The sequence below is a fragment of the Pantoea sp. App145 genome, from assembly GCF_047947045.1.
Lineage (GTDB): Bacteria > Pseudomonadota > Gammaproteobacteria > Enterobacterales > Enterobacteriaceae > Pantoea.
This window is the reverse complement of sequence record NZ_CP133290.1, coordinates 487,043-506,378: the sequence shown is the minus strand read 5'-3', so window position 1 is coordinate 506,378 and position 19,336 is coordinate 487,043. Positions and strand designations below refer to the sequence as shown.

Annotated in this window: 14 protein-coding genes; 10 read left to right on the top strand and 4 right to left on the bottom strand. The window is 52.8% G+C overall.

Features of this window, described 5'->3' with window-relative positions; translation table 11 throughout:
* Positions 1-122: 122 nt before the first annotated feature.
* Positions 123-1,121, top strand: a complete 999-nt coding sequence (gapA, locus tag RCF31_RS02255) for a glyceraldehyde-3-phosphate dehydrogenase (RefSeq protein ID WP_084875228.1) — start codon at positions 123-125, stop codon at positions 1,119-1,121.
* Positions 1,122-1,194: 73 nt separating this feature from the next.
* On the top strand, positions 1,195-2,070 hold the full coding sequence (locus tag RCF31_RS02250; protein WP_416412376.1) for a D-hexose-6-phosphate mutarotase: 876 nt from the start codon (positions 1,195-1,197) through the stop codon (positions 2,068-2,070).
* A 22-nt stretch (positions 2,071-2,092) separates the two neighbouring features.
* Here the strand turns inward: RCF31_RS02250 and RCF31_RS02245 are convergent, their stop codons facing one another.
* Positions 2,093-2,944 (bottom strand): aldo/keto reductase, encoded by an 852-nt coding sequence (locus tag RCF31_RS02245; protein ID WP_416412375.1) that lies wholly within the window; start codon positions 2,942-2,944, stop codon positions 2,093-2,095.
* A gap of 774 nt (positions 2,945-3,718) precedes the next feature.
* On the opposite strand from RCF31_RS02245, the gene yeaG reads away from it, so the two are divergent.
* The 6 genes from yeaG to RCF31_RS02215 all read left to right on the top strand — a co-directional run bounded on the left by yeaG (position 3,719) and on the right by RCF31_RS02215 (position 12,453).
* Complete coding sequence (gene yeaG, locus RCF31_RS02240) at positions 3,719-5,653, top strand: protein kinase YeaG (protein WP_084875236.1); 1,935 nt, start codon at positions 3,719-3,721, stop codon at positions 5,651-5,653.
* 90 nt (positions 5,654-5,743) lie between these two features.
* On the top strand, positions 5,744-7,021 hold the full coding sequence (locus tag RCF31_RS02235) for a YeaH/YhbH family protein (RefSeq protein ID WP_299451245.1): 1,278 nt from the start codon (positions 5,744-5,746) through the stop codon (positions 7,019-7,021).
* 230 nt (positions 7,022-7,251) lie between these two features.
* The gene (locus RCF31_RS02230) at positions 7,252-8,979 is read left to right on the top strand and encodes a potassium/proton antiporter (protein WP_299451247.1); all 1,728 of its coding nucleotides are present in this window, start codon (positions 7,252-7,254) and stop codon (positions 8,977-8,979) included.
* A gap of 77 nt (positions 8,980-9,056) precedes the next feature.
* Positions 9,057-9,290, top strand: coding sequence for a DUF1480 family protein (locus RCF31_RS02225; protein WP_299451249.1), 234 nt, complete (start codon positions 9,057-9,059; stop codon positions 9,288-9,290).
* Positions 9,291-9,671: 381 nt separating this feature from the next.
* Complete coding sequence (gene wbaP / locus RCF31_RS02220) at positions 9,672-11,138, top strand: undecaprenyl-phosphate galactose phosphotransferase WbaP (RefSeq protein WP_416412374.1); 1,467 nt, start codon at positions 9,672-9,674, stop codon at positions 11,136-11,138.
* A 121-nt stretch (positions 11,139-11,259) separates the two neighbouring features.
* The gene (locus tag RCF31_RS02215) at positions 11,260-12,453 is read left to right on the top strand and encodes a multidrug effflux MFS transporter (RefSeq protein WP_416412373.1); all 1,194 of its coding nucleotides are present in this window, start codon (positions 11,260-11,262) and stop codon (positions 12,451-12,453) included.
* Here RCF31_RS02215 and dadX read toward each other — a convergent pair.
* Positions 12,446-13,516, bottom strand: a complete 1,071-nt coding sequence (gene dadX, locus RCF31_RS02210; protein ID WP_416412372.1) for a catabolic alanine racemase DadX — start codon at positions 13,514-13,516, stop codon at positions 12,446-12,448. The two genes, RCF31_RS02215 and dadX, sit on opposite strands and share 8 nt — an antisense overlap.
* Positions 13,517-13,537: 21 nt before the next feature.
* A complete protein-coding gene (locus tag RCF31_RS02205; RefSeq protein WP_084875250.1) occupies positions 13,538-14,839 on the bottom strand; it encodes a D-amino acid dehydrogenase in 1,302 nt (433 codons plus the stop codon).
* Positions 14,840-15,344: 505 nt separating this feature from the next.
* On the opposite strand from RCF31_RS02205, the gene RCF31_RS02200 reads away from it, so the two are divergent.
* Positions 15,345-16,880: a SpoVR family protein gene (locus RCF31_RS02200; protein ID WP_084875252.1), complete on the top strand. Its 1,536-nt coding sequence runs from the start codon at positions 15,345-15,347 to the stop codon at positions 16,878-16,880.
* A 52-nt stretch (positions 16,881-16,932) separates the two neighbouring features.
* Here the strand turns inward: RCF31_RS02200 and fadR are convergent, their stop codons facing one another.
* Positions 16,933-17,652, bottom strand: coding sequence for a fatty acid metabolism transcriptional regulator FadR (fadR, locus tag RCF31_RS02195; protein WP_084875254.1), 720 nt, complete (start codon positions 17,650-17,652; stop codon positions 16,933-16,935).
* A gap of 140 nt (positions 17,653-17,792) precedes the next feature.
* Between fadR and nhaB the strand changes: the two genes are divergently transcribed.
* Positions 17,793-19,316, top strand: coding sequence for a Na(+)/H(+) antiporter NhaB (gene nhaB / locus RCF31_RS02190; RefSeq protein ID WP_416412371.1), 1,524 nt, complete (start codon positions 17,793-17,795; stop codon positions 19,314-19,316).
* Positions 19,317-19,336: the final 20 nt, after the last annotated feature.

Sequence of the window (19,336 nt, the reverse complement as noted above, 5' to 3'; positions counted from 1 at the left end):
ATAATTCCTGTCAGTGGAATTGACCTGTCGCAACAATTGACACGATTCCGCTTGACGCCTGGTAAGGTTTTTGTAATTTTACAGCCAACCTTTTATTCACTAACAAATAGCTGGTGGAATATATGACTATCAAAGTAGGTATCAACGGTTTTGGCCGTATCGGTCGCATCGTTTTCCGTGCTGCGCAGCAGCGTTCTGACATCGAAATCGTCGCGATCAACGACCTGCTGGACGCCGATTACATGGCTTATATGCTGAAGTATGACTCTACGCATGGTCGTTTCGACGGCACCGTAGAAGTTAAAGACGGCGCGCTGATTGTTAACGGTAAAAAAATCCGTGTTACCGCTGAGAAAGACCCGGCTAACCTGAAATGGGACGAAGTGGGTGTTGACGTGGTTGCAGAAGCAACCGGTATCTTCCTGACCGACGAAACTGCACGTAAACACATTGCAGCTGGCGCGAAGAAAGTGGTTCTGACTGGCCCGTCTAAAGATGACACCCCGATGTTTGTTCGCGGTGCTAACTTCGACAAATATGCTGGCCAGGACATCGTTTCTAACGCATCCTGCACCACCAACTGCCTGGCTCCGCTGGCAAAAGTCATCAACGACAAATTCGGTATCGTTGAAGGTCTGATGACCACTGTTCACGCGACCACCGCTACCCAGAAAACCGTTGACGGCCCGTCTCACAAAGACTGGCGCGGCGGCCGTGGTGCTTCTCAGAACATCATCCCGTCTTCTACCGGTGCGGCTAAAGCCGTAGGTAAAGTTCTGCCAGAACTGAACGGCAAACTGACCGGTATGGCGTTCCGCGTTCCGACCCCGAACGTCTCTGTTGTTGACCTGACCGTTCGTCTGGAAAAATCAGCCTCGTACAAAGAAATTTGTGCAGCCATCAAAGCCGCTGCTGAAGGCGAAATGAAAGACGTGCTGGGTTATGTTGAAGACGACGTGGTTTCAACTGACTTCAACGGCGAAGTGCTGACTTCAGTATTCGATGCTAAAGCCGGTATCGCGCTGAATGACAACTTTGTGAAACTGGTTTCCTGGTACGATAACGAAACTGGTTACTCCAACAAGGTTCTCGACCTGATTGCTCTGGTTGCTGCTAAGTAAGATAACCAGTGAAATGGACAAGGGGCGACTTAGGTCGCCCTTTTTTTTGGCTAGCTAAAGAGAAGGTCTTTGTATGCAAGAGTCGCTTTTTTCGCTACCCGTGGTGGCACAGATCACGCCATATCTGTCACAACGTCAGATTGGTGATTTGCCCGTCATCGTCGTCAACCATCCCCGCGTCCGCGCAGCCATTACTTTGCAGGGTGCTCATTTGCTTGCCTGGCAACCGAGCGGCCAGCAGCCGGTGTTATGGCTGAGTGACAAAACACCGTTTGCTGCCGGTAAAGCTATTCGCGGCGGCGTACCGATTTGCTGGCCATGGTTTGGTCCGGCGGGTGAACCAGCACACGGCTTTGCCCGTAACCTGCCCTGGACGTTGTCAGCCCATGATGAGAATGAAGAAGGCGTCATTCTGACCTTCGCGCTGGAAAGCAACGCGCAAACCAAAAAGCTCTGGCCACACGATTTCACCCTGTTTGCCCGCTTCCGTATCGAATCCCATTGCGAGATCGAACTGGAAGCACACGGTGATTTTTCAGCCACCGCAGCGCTCCACAGCTATTTCCAGATAGCCGATATCGCCCAGACCGAGGTGAGCGGCCTGGGTAACGCGTTTATCGATAAAGTGGACAGCAGCGCGTCCGGTGAATCAAATGGCCGCCAGACTTACCCCGGCCGTATTGATCGCGTGTTTACCGCACCAGATGACTGCAGCGTGATCCATGATAAAGGTGGCAACCGGCTTATCGAGGTTTACCATCATTATCAAAGTGACGTTGTCACCTGGAACCCAGGACCCGAATTGTCATGCAGCATGGCCGATATGACCAATGACGGTTATAAAACCATGGTATGCGTGGAAACCGCGCGCATTAATCAGCCGTTAGTGAGCGCTGGTGAATCCCCTGCCCGCCTCGCCACCACCTTCCGGTTGCGCAGTAAAGCCTGATACAAGCGGCGCTGATGCGCCGCTAGACCACATCCAGCGGCAGCTTATCCTGCGGCGGTGGAAAAGCCTGGTTCAGCAACGCCAGTTCTTCCCCGCTTAACACCACGTCAAGCGCTGCCGCATTTTCCCGCACATGAGCCACACTGCTGGCTTTCGGAATGGCGATCACCCCGTCTTTACGAATCACCCATGCCAGCAGTAATTGCGCTACGCTAATGCCCTGCTGTTGTGCAACCTGTTGCACGCGCGCATCACTGAACAGTGACTGCCGCAGCCGCCCCGCCTGGGCTAACGGGCAGTAAGCCATAATCGGGACATCACGCTGCTGACATTCCGGCAGCAAATCATATTCAATACCCCGCGAGGCAAGATGGTAGAGCACCTGATTGGTCAGACAGGCGCTACCGCCGTCTTCTCCCCACAGCTCCTGCATATCGTCAGTATCGAAATTCGATACTCCCCAGTGCCGGATTTTCCCCTGCTGTTGCAGGGTTTCCATCGCGAGGATGGTCTCTTCCAGAGGGATGTTGCCACGCCAGTGCAACAAATAAAGGTCGAGATAATCAGTCTGTAAACGGCGCAGACTGCGCTCACAGGCATCAATAGCATCGACTGCACCGGCGTTCCACGGGTAGACCTTTGACACCAGCCAGGCCTGATCGCGTCGTCCTTTTAATGCCTCACCCACGACAATTTCCGCCCCACCCTCAGCATACATTTCGGCGGTGTCAATCAACCGCAGTCCGCAGTCCAGCCCGGCCTGGATCGCTGCTACTTCCTGCTGGTGTGTCGCCGGGTTTTCCCCCATATACCAGGTCCCCTGGCCGATCGCCGGCAACAGTGATTCTCCCTGAAACTGAATTGTTCTGGTCACAAAGCCCCCAAATGCACCATAAATGAGCCCATAAATGGTGCAATGCAGAAAAAGAGCACCATTTCGGTGCGCGGATTCAAAACCAACAAAAAATAGCGCCATGCAGCGTGCTCTGACACTGCGGCTGTCAGGTTACAGAAGGTGTTCCCGCGTACGAAACACACATTGCTGATATGAACCAGGAGCAACGTTTACCCTGTCATCATCACCCAGCAGCACCGGCTAAAAACGGTCCTGCACATCACGATAAGATGATTCGTCATAAATAACAAAGGCACCATGAGATAAGGGAACTGCACAGGTGCTGCAAGCCGCAAAATATCAGGATCCCTGCACAGTAAGCACTTTAAGTTTGAAATGGTTCACAATTTATTCGGTCTATTAATATAACAATCACACACAGAGTCTAACCAAATTCTGCCAATGGTTTAACTTTTAATGAGGGTGCTTCTCAATCGCAGCAGAATTGTCTCAAATCGACGATACCGGCCCGAAATGAGGTCCTGACTTTCCATAGCTTATGAGACTTTGTTATTGATATATCGCTAAATAAGGAGAAAAGACGGAGGAAATTTCTTAAATGCCTTCTACAGTTAAAAGTAAGACGAGACTTTTTGTACGAGCAGAGTAACCATAAGAATTGTGTATCCCGATAAAAAAACGTCAGGTTGGCATAAGGGTTGCTGTACTCAATAGAGAATATCTTCCGGGAGCTGCAAGAGCATCTTATTACGCTCCTTTACCTGTGCTAAAAACGAAAGGACGGGCATCGCTATGAATATATTCGATCACTATCGTCAGCGTTATGAAGCTGCCAAGGACGAAGAGTTCACACTGCAGGAATTCCTCGCAATCTGTAAGCAGGATCGCAGTGCATACGCCAACGCTGCAGAGCGACTGTTGATGGCCATTGGTGAGCCAGTGATGGTTGACACTGCTCAGGAGCCACGCCTTTCCAGAATATTCTCGAATCGCGTCATGGGACGCTACCCTGCGTTTGAAGAGTTCTACGGCATGGAAGAAGCGATTGAACAGATCGTCTCTTACCTGAAACATGCTGCGCAGGGGCTGGAGGAGAAGAAACAGATCCTTTACCTGTTGGGTCCTGTGGGTGGCGGTAAATCTTCCCTGGCCGAACGCCTTAAATCACTGATGCAGCGCGTACCGATTTACGTGCTCAGTGCCGATGGCGAACGCAGCCCGGTGAATGATCATCCGCTGTGCCTGTTCAACCCGCAGGAAGACGCCAACATCCTCGAAAAAGAGTATGGCGTACCGCGGCGTTACCTCGGCACCATCATGTCTCCGTGGGCAGCGAAACGCCTGCACGATTTTGGCGGCGATATTACCCGCTTTAAAGTGGTCAAAGTCTGGCCGTCTATTCTGGAACAGCTGGCGATTGCCAAAACTGAACCGGGTGATGAAAACAACCAGGACATCTCCGCGCTGGTGGGTAAAGTGGATATCCGTAAACTGGAGAACCACGCCCAGAACGATCCCGATGCTTACGGCTACTCCGGCGCACTGTGCCGTGCCAACCAGGGCATCATGGAATTCGTTGAGATGTTCAAAGCACCGATTAAAGTGCTGCATCCCCTGCTGACTGCAACACAGGAAGGGAACTACAACGGTACTGAAGGGATCTCCGCACTGCCGTTTAACGGCATCATTCTGGCGCACTCCAACGAATCAGAATGGGTCACCTTCCGTAACAACAAAAACAATGAAGCGTTCCTTGACCGTGTGTACATTGTCAAAGTGCCTTACTGCCTGCGTGTTTCCGAAGAGATTAAAATCTACGAGAAACTGCTGAACCACAGTGAGCTGGCCACCGCTCCTTGCGCGCCGGGTACACTGGAAACCTTAGCGCGTTTCTCCATCCTTTCGCGCCTGAAAGATCCGGAAAATTCCAGTATCTACTCCAAAATGCGCGTCTACGATGGTGAGACACTGAAAGATACCGACCCGAAAGCCAAGTCATGGCAGGAGTACCACGATTACGCTGGCGTGGATGAAGGGATGAACGGTCTTTCTACCCGTTTCGCCTTTAAAATCCTGTCTCGCGTGTTCAACTTCGACCATGCCGAAGTGGCGGCTAACCCGGTGCACCTGTTCTATGTGCTGGAACAGCAAATTGAACGCGAGCAGTTCCCGCAAGAGCAGGCTGAGAAATATCTGGAGCACCTGAAAGGTTACCTGATTCCGAAGTACGCCGAGTTTATTGGCAAAGAGATTCAGACGGCTTACCTCGAATCTTACTCGGAATATGGTCAGAACATTTTTGATCGCTATGTCACCTACGCCGATTTTTGGATTCAGGACCAGGAGTACCGCGATCCAGATACCGGACAATTGTTTGATCGTGAATCACTGAACGCCGAGCTGGAAAAAATCGAGAAACCTGCCGGGATCAGCAACCCGAAAGATTTCCGTAACGAGATTGTCAACTTTGTGCTGCGCGCCCGTGCGCAGAACAGCGGACGCAATCCGAACTGGACCAGCTACGAAAAACTGCGCACGGTTATCGAGAAGAAAATGTTCTCGAACACCGAAGAGTTGCTGCCGGTGATTTCGTTCAATACGAAAACCTCAACGGACGAACAGAAAAAACATGATGATTTTGTCGATCGCATGATGGAGAAAGGCTATACCCGCAAACAGGTGCGCCTGCTGTGCGAATGGTATCTGCGTGTGCGTAAATCGTCATAATTCGGTCTGTAAGCTAAACGGCGCCGGTGCGCCGGAAGAGGAAGGTCGGGTTCGCCCGACCTGGCTTGCACTGTAGTTTGGGGGAACTTTATGGCCTATTTCATCGATCGGCGTCTGAACGGCAAGAATAAAAGCGCAGTCAATCGGCAGCGCTTTCTGCGCCGCTACAAGTCGCAAATCAAGCAGTCGATCTCCGAGGCCATCAACAAGCGTTCGGTTACCGACGTGGAAAGCGGCGAGTCCGTCTCCATTCCAATTGACGACATCAACGAACCGATTTTCCATCAGGGCCGAGGCGGCAGCCGCCATCGCGTCCATCCCGGTAACGATCATTTTGTCCAGAATGACCGCGTCGAGCGCCCGCAGGGCGGCGGTGGCGGTGGTGGAGCCGGTCAGGGCAATGCCAGTCAGGATGGTGAAGGCCAGGATGAGTTCGTCTTCCAGATTTCGAAAGATGAATATCTTGACTTACTGTTTGAAGATCTTGCGCTACCTAACCTGCGTAAGAATCAGCATCGCCAGTTGAACGAATACAAAACCCACCGGGCAGGTTTCACTTCCAATGGGGTTCCGGCCAATATTAGCGTGGTGCGTTCGTTGCAGAATTCTCTGGCACGTCGTACTGCCATGACGGCGGGTAAACGCCGGATGCTGCATGAGCTGGAAGCCACACTCAGCGAGGTGGAAAAAACCGAGCCTGCGCAGCTGCTGGAAGAGGAGCGACTGCGCAAAGAGATCGCGGAGTTACGCGCGCGCATCGAACGCGTGCCGTTTATTGACACCTTCGATCTGCGTTACAAAAATTTCGAGAAACGTCCTGAGCCTTCCAGCCAGGCGGTCATGTTCTGTCTGATGGACGTTTCTGGCTCCATGGATCAGGCCACCAAAGACATGGCGAAGCGTTTTTACATTCTGCTCTATCTGTTCCTGAGCCGAACCTATAAAAACGTCGATGTGGTATACATCCGCCATCACACCCAGGCAAAAGAAGTGGATGAACAGGAGTTTTTCTACTCGCAGGAGACCGGCGGTACTATCGTATCCAGCGCCCTGAAGTTGATGGACGAGGTAGTGAAAGAACGTTACGACCCGGCGCAATGGAATATCTATGCCGCGCAGGCCTCGGATGGCGATAACTGGGCCGATGACTCCCCGTTGTGCCACGAGATTCTGGCGAAGAACATTCTGCCGGTGGTGCGTTATTACAGTTACATCGAGATCACCCGCCGCGCTCATCAAACCTTGTGGCGTGAGTATGAGCATTTGCAGGCAATGTTCGATAACTTCGCGATTCAGCACATCCGCGAGCCGGAAGATATTTACCCGGTATTTAGAGAACTTTTCCACAAGCAGGTGGCAGAAGCCTGATAAGCATAGCCGGTCGCTGACCGGCTTTTTCTTTCCCGCAACCGCTACATTCCCGCCAGACGATGCTGATTTTGCCGACAAATTTAACTACAGATGCCCCAACACCTGCCGATATTAAAAAATGTGTAATTTTGCGCTGACAAGCTATTGATAAGGCATTATCTTTTGTCTTCATCCGTGTGAAACTTACACACTACATCTGATTTGCCACCCGCCGCAGGAGAATGCCGTTGAATGCCAGCATGGTTTACAGTTTGTTCATTATTGGTTCAGTGCTGGTAGCGGCAAGTATTCTGCTTAGCTCCTTCTCATCACGCCTTGGTATCCCGATTCTGGTGATCTTCCTCGCGCTGGGGATGCTGACCGGGGTTGATGGTATCGGCGGTATCGCTTTTGATAACTATCCAGTCGCTTATCTGGTTTCCAACCTGGCGCTGGCGATCATCCTGCTCGACGGTGGAATGCGTACCAAAGCCAGCTCGTTTAAGGTCGCGCTGGGCCCGGCGCTGTCGCTGGCAACGGTGGGAGTGATGATCACCGCCGGTCTGACCGGACTGGCCGCCGCCTGGCTATTCCATCTCGATTTGATGCAGGGCTTTCTGATAGGTGCCATTATCGGCTCCACCGACGCCGCAGCGGTCTTTTCCCTGCTGGGCGATAAGGGCCTGAACGAACGCGTCAGCGCCACACTGGAGATTGAATCAGGCAGCAATGACCCGATGGCGGTGTTTCTGACCATCACCCTGATCGACATGATTCAGCAGGGACAAAGCGGCCTGAGCTGGATGTTTGTGGTGCATCTGGTGCAGCAGTTTGGTCTGGGAATTGTGCTCGGACTGGGTGGTGGCTGGGCGCTGCAACAGCTGATCAACCGCATCAACCTGGCACAGGGGCTGTATCCGCTGCTGGCGCTGAGTGGCGGGATCATTGTGTTCGCACTGACCACGGTGATGGAAGGCAGTGGGATTCTGGCGGTTTATCTGTGTGGCTTCCTGCTGGGTAATAGCCCGATTCGCAACCGGCATGGCATTCTGCAAACTTTCGATGGTATGGCGTGGCTGAGCCAGATTGGCATGTTTATCGTGTTGGGCCTGCTTGTCACCCCTTCGGATCTCTGGCATATCGCCATTCCGGCGATGCTGCTGTCATTGTGGCTGATTCTGGTGGCACGCCCGCTGTCTATTCTGGTGGGATTATTGCCGTTTAAAGGTTTTACCGGCCGCGAACGCATCTTTATCAGTTGGGTCGGGCTGCGTGGCGCGGTTCCCATCATCCTCGCGGTATTTCCGATGATGGCCGGGCTGGAGAATTCCTCGCTTTACTTCAACATCGCCTTCTTTGTGGTGCTGGTGTCACTGATGCTGCAGGGCACCTCTCTGGGCTTTGCCGCGCGGAAAGCCAAAGTGGTGGTCCCGCCGACCGCCTCCCCGATTAGCCGTGTCGGTCTGGATATTCATCCGGAAAACCCGTGGGAACAATTTGTCTATCAACTCAGCGCCGACAAATGGTGTATCGGTGCCGCGCTACGTGATTTGCAGATGCCGCGTGAAACCCGTATCGCCGCGCTGTTTCGTGACAATGTGCTGATGCATCCTAATGGCAGTACACGGCTCAAAGAGGGAGACGTGCTGTGCGTGATTGGTCGCGAGCGCGATCTGCCCGCCCTCGGCAAGATGTTCAGTCAGTCGCCACCGGTGGCGCTCGACCAGCGCTTCTTTGGTGACTTTATCCTGGATGCCGATGCACGGCTGCGTGATGTCGCGCAGATTTACGGGCTGGATCTTGATGAAGAGACTAACGATCAGCAATCCCTCGGCCAGCTGGTGATGTCCCTGCTGGGCAGCACGCCAGTGGTTGGTGACCAGGTTGAATGGAACCAGCTGACCTGGACGGTGGCGGAGAAAGAAGACAATCACATTCTGAAGATTGGGGTACGTCCGGCGGAAGAGAAGGAATAATCCGAGGCCAGACCACTCGTAAACCGAGCCAGAACGACTATGATCACAGTTCCACCCAGTGCAAACGGGAGATTCCTATGGGACATGTGGTTAAGATTGGTCGTTACGAGATCATTGATGCGGAACTGAACGCCGAGAAACCCGACACCGTCAGTATCCCCTGCCTGACTAACCCCGGCCTGAGCTATCAGCTCGACGGCTGGGATCATGAAACCAGTGTACCGGCCTGGATCGATGGCGAACCCGTCGATCTGGAAATTGGCCACTACGATAAGCAACAAGACCGCTGGGTACTAAAGAAACCCGCCTGAGTCATTTTATTTACCGCCATCCGCTGCGAATGGCGGTTATTCCTAAAAACAGTCTTAAAATAAGGCGTTATATAGGATAATTTTTAGATTTTATTACATACATTCATCAGGTTATATCACTTCCGCACCAGGCATTTCTTTCCTTTTCAGACTATTTCCATATTAACTCCGTCAGATAACTCCTGCATAATCTTTAACACCGCTACAGAATATTGTGACAATAATCACGTTTTTAGCGGTCTTTTAAAGCGCAACGCTAATGGCAGCACCGACTCACATTTCGCTGAGAAATCATATCTTTCCCTATTCAGCGATTCACACCTGAACGCGTACTTGATTCTGGTCAGGCCATCTTTTACTGAAGAAAAGAGAGCAGGTTTTATGGCAAGTACATTGGTATTGAACAATGCAGCCCGCTCATGGAGCGGCTTGCGAAAAAATCTTATTGCGAAGGTTGCCCTAAGTATTTCTGATTTAATTGCATTAAATCTGGCACTTTTTTTGTCTGCCGCCACCGTCCAGGGTATTTGGGGAGAACTGGACAGCTTTATTCCTCCACAACAGATTGAATATCGTTTTATTGCCCAATTGGGTCTGTCACTTCTTTGCACGCTGTGGTTTTGGGTGCGCTTACGTCATTACACTTATCGCAAGCCTTTCTGGTTTGAGCTGAAAGAGATCGTCAAAACGCTGTTTGTGTTCTCATTGCTCGACCTGGCGTTGATCGCCTTCTCGAAATGGGACTTCTCACGCATGGTGTGGGTGTTCAGCTGGAGCTATGCCCTGCTGCTGCTGCCACTGATGCGTGCCGGGGTCAAACGCGCCATCAACCGCGCTGGACAATGGCAAAAAGAGACCATCATCATTGGTTCCGGTAAAAATGCCATGGAAGCCTACGCGGCCCTGCAAAGTGAAGAAATTCTTGGCTACAACGTGCAGGCGTTTATTGCACTTGAGGATGATAAACGCCCGGAAAATGTCAATGGCGTTCCGGTCATCACCTGGGAAGATATTAACTGGCAAACCATGGACCGCGATAACACCCAATTTATCGTCGCCACCGAGTTTGAGCAGCAGGTGGTGCGTGATAAATGGCTGAAGTTCCTGTCAAAAATGCAGTGTCGTTCGGTATCCGTCATTCCGACGCTGCGCGGCGTGCCGCTGTATGGCACCGACATGTCATTTATCTTCAGCCATGAAGTGATGATTCTGCGCGTCAGCAACAATCTGGCTAAACGATCTTCGCGCTTCCTGAAACGGACCTTTGATATCGTGGTGGCTTCGCTGCTGCTGCTGTTCCTGGCCCCGGTTTTCGGCCTGCTGTGCTGGATGGTGAAACGTGATGGCGGGAATGCCATCTACGGTCATGAGCGCGTCGGTTTTGAAGGCAAAAAGTTTAAATGCCTGAAATTCCGATCGATGGTAACCAACTCACAGGAAGTGCTGCAAAACCTACTCGCCACCAGCGAGGAAGCCCGGGCTGAATGGGATCGGGATTTCAAACTGAAGAATGATCCACGCATCACCAAAATTGGTGGCTTCCTGCGTAAAACCAGTCTTGATGAGCTGCCGCAGTTGTGGAACGTGATTCGCGGTGAAATGAGTCTGGTGGGGCCACGCCCGGTGATTGAGGCTGAGCTGGAACGCTATGCGGGGGATGTGGATTACTACCTGATGGCTAAACCGGGTATGACCGGGCTGTGGCAGGTCAGTGGCCGTAACGATATCGATTACGACACCCGCGTCTATTTCGACTCCTGGTACGTGAAGAACTGGGCGCTGTGGACGGACATCGCCATTTTGTTCAAAACCGCAGGCGTCGTGCTGCGTCGCGACGGCGCATACTAATACCCTCGACGCGATGTCTGTTGCAGTCTGGCAGACATCGCCTTTTCTCTTTTACCCCTTTCTTTTTTTCCGCTTAATCATTACCCTTCCCGCTCGATTAACAGGACGTTTCTGGTTCGTAATGCAAAAATTTACCCTACTGCTCTTAAGCCTGGTGCTGCTGGCACCGCTCGGCATTGATCTTTATCTTCCGACGTTACCGCAAATTGCTGAAGGGCTGGACAGCCCGGTCAGCCTGATTCAAACCACCATTCCGCTGTTCCTGCTGGTGATGGGGTTGGGTCAGTTGATCACCGGCCCGCTGGTGGATAACTTTGGCCGTAAACCTATCGCCCTGATTGGCCTGGCGCTGTACATCATCGGCAGTGCGGTCGCTGCGACCGCGACCGTCTGGCCGATGTTCATGCTGGCGCGATTGATTCAGGGCTGTGCGGTGTGTTGCACGGCAGTGGTGGCTTTCAGCGGTGTGCGCGATCGCCTCAGCGGTGAAGCCGCCGCACGCGCTTACGGTTTCCTGAATGGCGCGCTGAATATTGTCCCGGCGCTGGCCCCATTGCTGGGGGGATTGCTGGCGGATGCCTTTGGCTGGCGCGCGCCTTTCTGGTTCCTGTGCATTTACGCCGTTGTGATTACGTTGGTCGTGCTGCTGTGGCTGCCTGAGACTCGTCCGGCAAATACTTTGCGCGTTGCCGGATTGCCGCTGGCGCAATATCTCGCCATCGCGCGTGAACCGCGTTTTCTTGCTTTTGCCTTTGCCAATGCCGGAGCACTCGGCATGGTGCTGACCTATGTCTCGCTGGCACCGCATGTACTGATGACGGAAGGAGGGCTTACGCCGCTCCAGTTCTCCTTTGCCTTTGGTGCCAATGGTTTCTGGATCATGCTGGTCAGTGCTTTTGTCAACAAAACCATTCGCAAAGCCGGACGCCCTTTCTGCCTGGCGATGGGTTTTGTGGCGATGCTGGTCGGCGCGCTGCTGCTGACAGCAGGCATGGTGTTGTTGCCGGCTAGCTGGCAAACCCACTGGTCGCTGTACATGATACCGGTGGCGATCTCGGTGGCTGGCCTGGCGTTCACCGTTGGACCGGCCACCAGCTATGCGCTGGAACCGTATCAACAGCAGGCTGGTGTCGCCTCTGCGTTACAGGGATTTATTCAGATGGCATGCGGTGCGGGTGGCAGCCTGCTGGTGGTTGCCTTCCCGCTGGCAGAAAAATCTGCGCTGGCATTGATGATGCTGATTGGTGCAGCGCTGGCGCTCATCGCCTGGCGCTGCAGTAAAGGAATGCACGGTTCTCTGACTGTGGTTAAATGATTTCCACCGGAACGCGTGGTGCCAGGGCACACATCAACTCGTAGCCCACCGTTCCGGCTGCTTTGGCCACGTCGTCGATTTTCACCTGCTCGCCCCACAGCTCCACTTTCGAACCAATGCCAGCCTGCGGGCAGGGCTCCAAATCAATCATCATCATATCCATGGAGATGGCACCGAGGGTGCGGGTTCTCACGCCATCGACCGACACCGGCGTACCGGTTGGCGCATGACGCGGATAGCCATCAGCATAGCCACAGGCCACTACCCCAATACGCTGTGCAGCTGACGCATGGTAGCGATAGCCGTATCCCACACCATCACCCGCCTGCAACTGCTGAACACCGATGATTTCACTGGTCAGTGTCATCACCGGTTGCAGCCCGGTACTGGCGATATCCTGCCAGTTGCCACTTGGTGAGGCGCCGTACAGCACGATACCCGGACGAACCCAGTCAAAATGCGCTTTCGGATGCCACAATGTCGCTGCCGAGTTCGACAACGACCGCGGGCATTGCAGCCCTTCTGCCGCCTGCTCGATGCGTTTCATCGGTTCGATCAGTCCCTGCGGGTTTTCCGCATCGGCAAAATGTGCCATCAGCGTCATCTCAGCCACATTCGGCAGTGCGCGCAGAGCCTGCCACACTGCGTTAACCTGCTCCGGGCGGAAACCCAGACGGTTCATGCCGCTGTTCACTTTGACGTAGATATCAACCGGGGCTGATAGCTGCGCCTGCGTCAGCGCCTGGATTTGCCAGTTACTGTGTACGCTGGTGGTCAGACGATAGCGGTCAATCAGTTGCAGATCCTCGGGATGGAAGAAACCTTCCAGCAGCAAAATCGGTTTTTTCCAGCCCTGTTCGCGTAACAGGATGGCCTCTTCCATATTCAGTAACGCGAAACCATCGGTCTCGGCCAGGCTCTGCCAGACGCGACGGATACCATGCCCGTAAGCATTAGCCTTTACCACCGACCAGACGCGTGACGATGGCGCCGCCTGACGAACGACGGCCAGATTATGTCGCAGCGCCTGTTGATTAACGGTGGCGACAATAGGACGTGACATACTCTTGCTCTCCCTGAATGCTCAGCGCGCTACGTTAGCATTACGCAGCGGCGAAGTGTTTGGCTCAAAACCCGGCAAATAACGCAATACAGACAAATCGTCAAAGGCGATAGCCGGTTTCTGGCCGGAAATCAGATCGGCCAGCAGCTGACCGGAACCACAGGCCATGGTCCATCCCAGCGTACCGTGACCGGTGTTGAGATAGAGGTTGGAGAGCGGCGTACGTCCAACAATCGGTGTACCGTCCGGCGTCATCGGGCGCAATCCGCTCCAGAAAGTGGCCTGTTCAACATAACCGCCTTCAGGATAGAGATCGCTGACCACCATCTCCAGCGTTTCACGTCGTGCCGGTAACAGTTTGGTGTTAAAACCAACAATTTCCGCCATACCACCCACCCGGATGCGATCATCAAACCGCGTCACGGCGACTTTATAGGTTTCATCAAGAATGGTGGAAACCGGTGCGGCGTCCGGATTTTTAATCGGGATAGTCAGGGAGTAGCCTTTCAGGGGATAAACCGGGATAGAGACAATATCTTTCAACAGCGCGGTGGAGTATGAACCAAACGCCACCACGTAAGCATCGGCTTTGATCACTTCATCGCCGCACTTCACGCCGTAAATACGGTTGCCTTCACGCAGCAGGTGATCAACCGGGGTATCGAAGCGGAAGGTGACACCCGCCGCTTTAGCCATCTCAGCCAGACGCTGGGTAAACAGCTGGCAATCACCGGTTTCATCATTCGGCAGACGTAAACCGCCTGTCAGCTTATGCGCTGTCGCCGCCAGCGCAGGCTCTGCACTCGCCAGCTGATGTGACTCCAGCAATTCATAAGGCACGCCTGCTTCTTTTAGCACGGCGATATCTTTGCTGGCACTGTCGAACTGCTGTCGGGTACGAAACAGCTGCAACGTACCGCCCTGACGCCCTTCGTAAGCAATGCCGGTTGACTCCCGCAACGCTTTCAGACAATCACGGCTGTATTCGGCGATACGCACCATGCGGCTTTTGTTTTCCTGATAATGACGCATATCGCAGTTACGCAACATGTTCCACATCCACTCCAACTGGAAGCGGCTGCCGTCAAGGCGGACAGCTAACGGCGCGTGACGCTGGAACATCCATTTAACCGCTTTTAGCGGCACACCGGGAGCAGCCCAGGGGGCAGCATAGCCGGGTGAAATCTGTCCGGCGTTACCTGCACTGGTTTCCAGTGCCGCACCCGGCTGACGATCAATGACGGTAACCTCATGTCCGGCCTGCGCCAGATACCAGGCGCTTGCGACGCCGACCACCCCACTTCCCAGAATCACTACGCGCATAAGACCCCCGCCACCCCAACAAAAGCATAATTGACCACATAATTCGCCCGGCACAGCATAACCAGGCACCTGATAAAACCTCTCATCTGACCATGACATTTCACATGTTTTTTACCATTCTGGTAACTAAAATCATGCCGACACGGCAAAATCAGGATTTTTTATGCTAAAAAATCATTAACCAGCAATTTATGATGCGCCATCCAGTGATTTTCTCTTTTTTCAGGAGAAAGCGCCGCAGCCATATAATGCACTTATAAACAGAGTTTTATTCTGATAATTGGAGCGTTATTGATATTTGGGTTTACGAAATCATCTGCGGGGTTTAATTGAATGATTTTGTGCCAAAAGAATTCGTTTGAGTTCCGGTTTCGGATAAGCGACAGTGGACTATCATTGATGTGTTCGCTCAGTTTTTTTGGGCTGTCTTTCTCAGGATGAAGCCTTAAACGTTCGTGACAGGTGACATTCCGTTACCTGCCACTCTGCAAAACAGAGGTGCGCTATGACGACAATCTTTGACGAGCCAACCAGGAACAGTAAACGACTCAGTGACGGACCTGACTGGACATTCGAACTGCTCGATGTCTATCTGGCGGAAATTGACCGCGTAGCCAAACTCTACGGGCTGGATACTTACCCGCACCAAATCGAAGTCATTACCTCTGAGCAGATGATGGATGCTTACTCCAGCGTGGGTATGCCGATCAATTACGCCCACTGGTCCTTCGGCAAGAAATTCATTGAGACTGAGCAACGATATAAGCACGGCCAGCAGGGTCTGGCTTATGAGATCGTGATTAACTCTAACCCCTGTATCGCCTATCTGATGGAAGAAAACACCATGACGATGCAGGCGCTGGTGATGGCGCACGCCTGTTACGGTCATAACTCCTTCTTCAAAAATAATTACCTGTTCCGCAGCTGGACCGATGCCAGTTCAATTGTCGATTACCTGCTATTTGCCCGTAATTACATTACCGACTGCGAAGAACGCTACGGCGTTGAAGAGGTGGAACGCCTGCTGGACTCCTGCCATGCGTTGATGAATTACGGTGTCGATCGTTATAAACGTCCGCAAAAAATCTCGCTGCAGGAGGAGAAAGCACGGCAGAAAAGCCGTGAAGAGTACCTGCAAAGCCAGGTGAATACCTTGTGGCGCACTCTGCCGCGTAAAGAGAAGGAGTCGGTGCATATTGAAGCGGCCCGCTATCCTTCTGAGCCACAGGAAAACCTGCTGTATTTTATGGAGAAAAATGCGCCGTTGCTGGAATCGTGGCAGCGTGAAGTGTTGCGTATTGTGCGCAAAGTCAGCCAGTATTTTTATCCGCAGAAACAAACTCAGGTGATGAACGAAGGCTGGGCCACGTTCTGGCATTACACCATCCTCAATCATCTTTATGACGAAGGGAAAGTGTCGGAACGTTTTATGATGGAGTTCCTGCACAGCCACACCAACGTGGTGTTCCAGCCGCCTTACAATAGTCCGTGGTACAACGGCATCAACCCTTACGCACTGGGATTCGCCATGTTCCAGGACATCAAGCGTATTTGTCAGTCACCGACCGAAGAGGATCGCTACTGGTTCCCGGACATCGCCGGATCCGACTGGCTGAAAACACTGCATTTCGCCATGCGTGAGTTTAAAGACGAGAGCTTTATCAGTCAGTTCCTGTCGCCGAAGGTGATGCGCGATTTCCGCCTGTTTACCGTGCTGGATGATGATCGCAACAATTATCTGGAGATTGCCGCCATCCATGATGAAGCAGGTTATCGTGCCATTCGTCAGCAGCTGTCTGCGCAATACAACCTGAGCAATCTTGAACCTAATATCCAGGTTTACAATGTTGACCTGCGCGGCGATCGTTCGCTGACGCTGCGCTATGTCCCGCAGCAGCGTGCACCGCTGGATAAAAGCCGTCGCGAAGTGCTGAAACATGTACATCGGCTGTGGGGCTTTGACGTGATTCTTGAACAACAGAATGAAGATGGCAGCGTTGAGCTGCTGGATCGCAGTCCGGCACGCGGCCCGGCACTGTGAGATAACGAAAAACGCCATCAATCCGATGGCGTTTTTTTAACTGAAGCATGGGTTAGCGCTTGCTGCCCAAATCCTCCGGCATACTTTTCTGCATGCCATGCCAGATTTCACCACTACGACGACCATAATCACGCACGCAATCCACAATCTGTTCCTGCGTCGGCACCACGCCGCACAGGTTAGCCAGCTGCTGATAAAAGCTGCGGGCCAATTCGCGTGCTTCCGGGTTAGAGAAGTAATGACGACCCACGCGGGTATACAAACCTTTCAGACCATTAAGGATCAGACCATAGATCGGGTTACCAGAAGCAAAAGCCAGACCACGGAACACCCGATAATCCAGCTCGGTGTACGCCTCGGCCTGGTCATCGGAACTGAGCGCCGTCTCCAGCACGTCACGCGCCTTGTCCGGGTGATGACGCAGGGCACGGCTGATAAAGATCGATGCGATGTTGGTGCGCACTGACAGCAGATTATCAATCAACTGTGGCACGCTGTCGTGGTCGAGACGCGCCAGCGTTTCCAGAATATTTAAACCTGAGGTTTCCCAGAAATCATTCACACGCGTCGGTTTACCGTGCTGGATAGTTAACCAGCCATCACGAGCCAGCCGCTGCAATACCTCGCGCAGCGTGGTACGGGTTACGCCGATCAGTTCAGAAAGCTCACGTTCGGCAGGCAGAATTGATCCCGGCGGAAAACGACTGTTCCAGATGCTTTCAATAATGTACTCTTCAGCAAATCCTGCAGGGCTTTGCGCCTTAATCACCATAGCATTTATTTCTCGTTGCTTTCTTTGTCGTAATTGGACTCATCATACCAGAGGGGCTATAGCGGATATAGCCTGGCAACAGATTAAAAGCGCGCGCTGCCGCAAATTTCAACATCAAAGATTTACCTCAGGGAGAGTCGATGGAACTCAGCTATGCGCAGGCATTCAGGCGCAATTTTCTTGGGCAGTCGCCCGAATGGTACAAACTTACCCTCATTGCTTTTCTGGTGATCAATCCGCTGATTTTCCTGTTTATCAGCCCGTTTTTTGCAGGCTGGTTACTGGTGGCGGAATTTATTTTTACCCTTGGCATGGCGTTAAAATGCCATCCGCTGTTACCCGGTGGCTTGCTGGCCATTGAAGCGATTGCCATCGGTATGACCACAGCCGATCAGGTGAAAGCCGAGCTGGCCGGGAATATTGAAGTGTTACTGCTGCTGATTTTTATGGTGGCAGGCATCTTCTTTATGAAACAACTGCTGCTGTTCGTTTTCACCCGAATATTGCTGTCGATACGTAGCAAGGTGCTACTCGGGTTGACCTTCTGTCTCGCCGCCGCATTTCTCTCAGCCTTTCTCGATGCGCTGACTGTGCTGGCTGTGGTCATCAGCGTGGCGATGGGTTTTTACGAGATTTATCACCGTGTAGCGTCCGCTAATCCTGGGCAGCATGATGAAGCGCGCGCAACGCTGGAAAAATTCCGTGCTTTTCTGCGCGGCCTGATGATGCAGGCAGGTGTGGGGACCGCCCTCGGTGGGGTGATGACGATGGTAGGTGAGCCACAGAATCTGATCATTGCCCACGCAGCAGGCTGGAACTTCAGCGAGTTCTTCCTGCGTATGGCACCGGTCACCGTTCCCGTGCTGCTGTGCGGTATTGCCACCAGCATGCTGGTGGAGCGTTTCCGCTTATTTGGCTACGGAGAAACGTTGCCGGATGCGGTTCGTACCATTTTGCTGGACAGCGATCGCCAGGCCAGTGCACAGCGCACCCGACAGGAAACCCTGAAACTCGGGGTACAGGCGCTGATTGGCGTATGGCTGATTATCGCGCTGGCTTTTCATCTGGCGGAAGTGGGACTTATCGGCCTTTCGGTGATTATCCTTGCCACGTCACTCTGTGGCGTCACCGATGAACACGCGTTGGGTCAGGCGTTTACCGAAGCCCTGCCCTTTACTGCGTTGCTGGCGGTTTTCTTTGCCATTGTGGCCGTGATCATTGAACAACAGCTGTTCCAGCCATTGATCCATTTTGTATTACAGGCCGACCCGGCATCCCAGCTCAGTTGGTTTTATGTGTTTAATGGCCTGCTGTCGTCGATTTCCGATAACGTTTTCGTCGGTTCTGTGTATATCAATGAAGCGAAACATGCCTTCCAGAGCGGCGTCATTGACCTGCGTCAGTTTGAATTACTGGCTGTCGCGACTAACACCGGAACGAATCTGCCTTCTGTGGCGACGCCTAACGGGCAGGCGGCATTTCTGTTTCTGCTCACCTCGGCTCTTGCTCCACTGATCCGCCTTTCCTATGGTCGCATGGTGTGGATGGCTTTACCCTTTACCCTGGTGCTGTCACTGGTTGGTTTTTTCTGCATTAATGAGTGGCTGGTGCCTGTGACAGATTATTTCATGCAACAGGGTTGGCTTAGCGCCGCACAACTCTGAGGTTTTTTGGCCTGGATCAG

Bases quoted from the DNA above. Each gene is read 5' to 3' on its own strand.
- RCF31_RS02215 (WP_416412373.1), top strand. From the start codon at position 11,260: ATGCAAAAATTTACCCTACTGCTCTTAAGCCTGGTGCTGCTGGCACCG.
- RCF31_RS02225 (WP_299451249.1), top strand. From the start codon at position 9,057: ATGGGACATGTGGTTAAGATTGGTCGTTACGAGATCATTGATGCGGAA.
- RCF31_RS02250 (WP_416412376.1), top strand. From the start codon at position 1,195: ATGCAAGAGTCGCTTTTTTCGCTACCCGTGGTGGCACAGATCACGCCA.
- yeaG (WP_084875236.1), top strand. From the start codon at position 3,719: ATGAATATATTCGATCACTATCGTCAGCGTTATGAAGCTGCCAAGGAC.
- RCF31_RS02200 (WP_084875252.1), top strand. From the start codon at position 15,345: ATGACGACAATCTTTGACGAGCCAACCAGGAACAGTAAACGACTCAGT.
- gapA (WP_084875228.1), top strand. From the start codon at position 123: ATGACTATCAAAGTAGGTATCAACGGTTTTGGCCGTATCGGTCGCATC.
- dadX (WP_416412372.1), bottom strand. From the start codon at position 13,516: ATGTCACGTCCTATTGTCGCCACCGTTAATCAACAGGCGCTGCGACAT.
- RCF31_RS02235 (WP_299451245.1), top strand. From the start codon at position 5,744: ATGGCCTATTTCATCGATCGGCGTCTGAACGGCAAGAATAAAAGCGCA.
- wbaP (WP_416412374.1), top strand. From the start codon at position 9,672: ATGGCAAGTACATTGGTATTGAACAATGCAGCCCGCTCATGGAGCGGC.
- RCF31_RS02205 (WP_084875250.1), bottom strand. From the start codon at position 14,839: ATGCGCGTAGTGATTCTGGGAAGTGGGGTGGTCGGCGTCGCAAGCGCC.
- fadR (WP_084875254.1), bottom strand. From the start codon at position 17,652: ATGGTGATTAAGGCGCAAAGCCCTGCAGGATTTGCTGAAGAGTACATT.
- nhaB (WP_416412371.1), top strand. From the start codon at position 17,793: ATGGAACTCAGCTATGCGCAGGCATTCAGGCGCAATTTTCTTGGGCAG.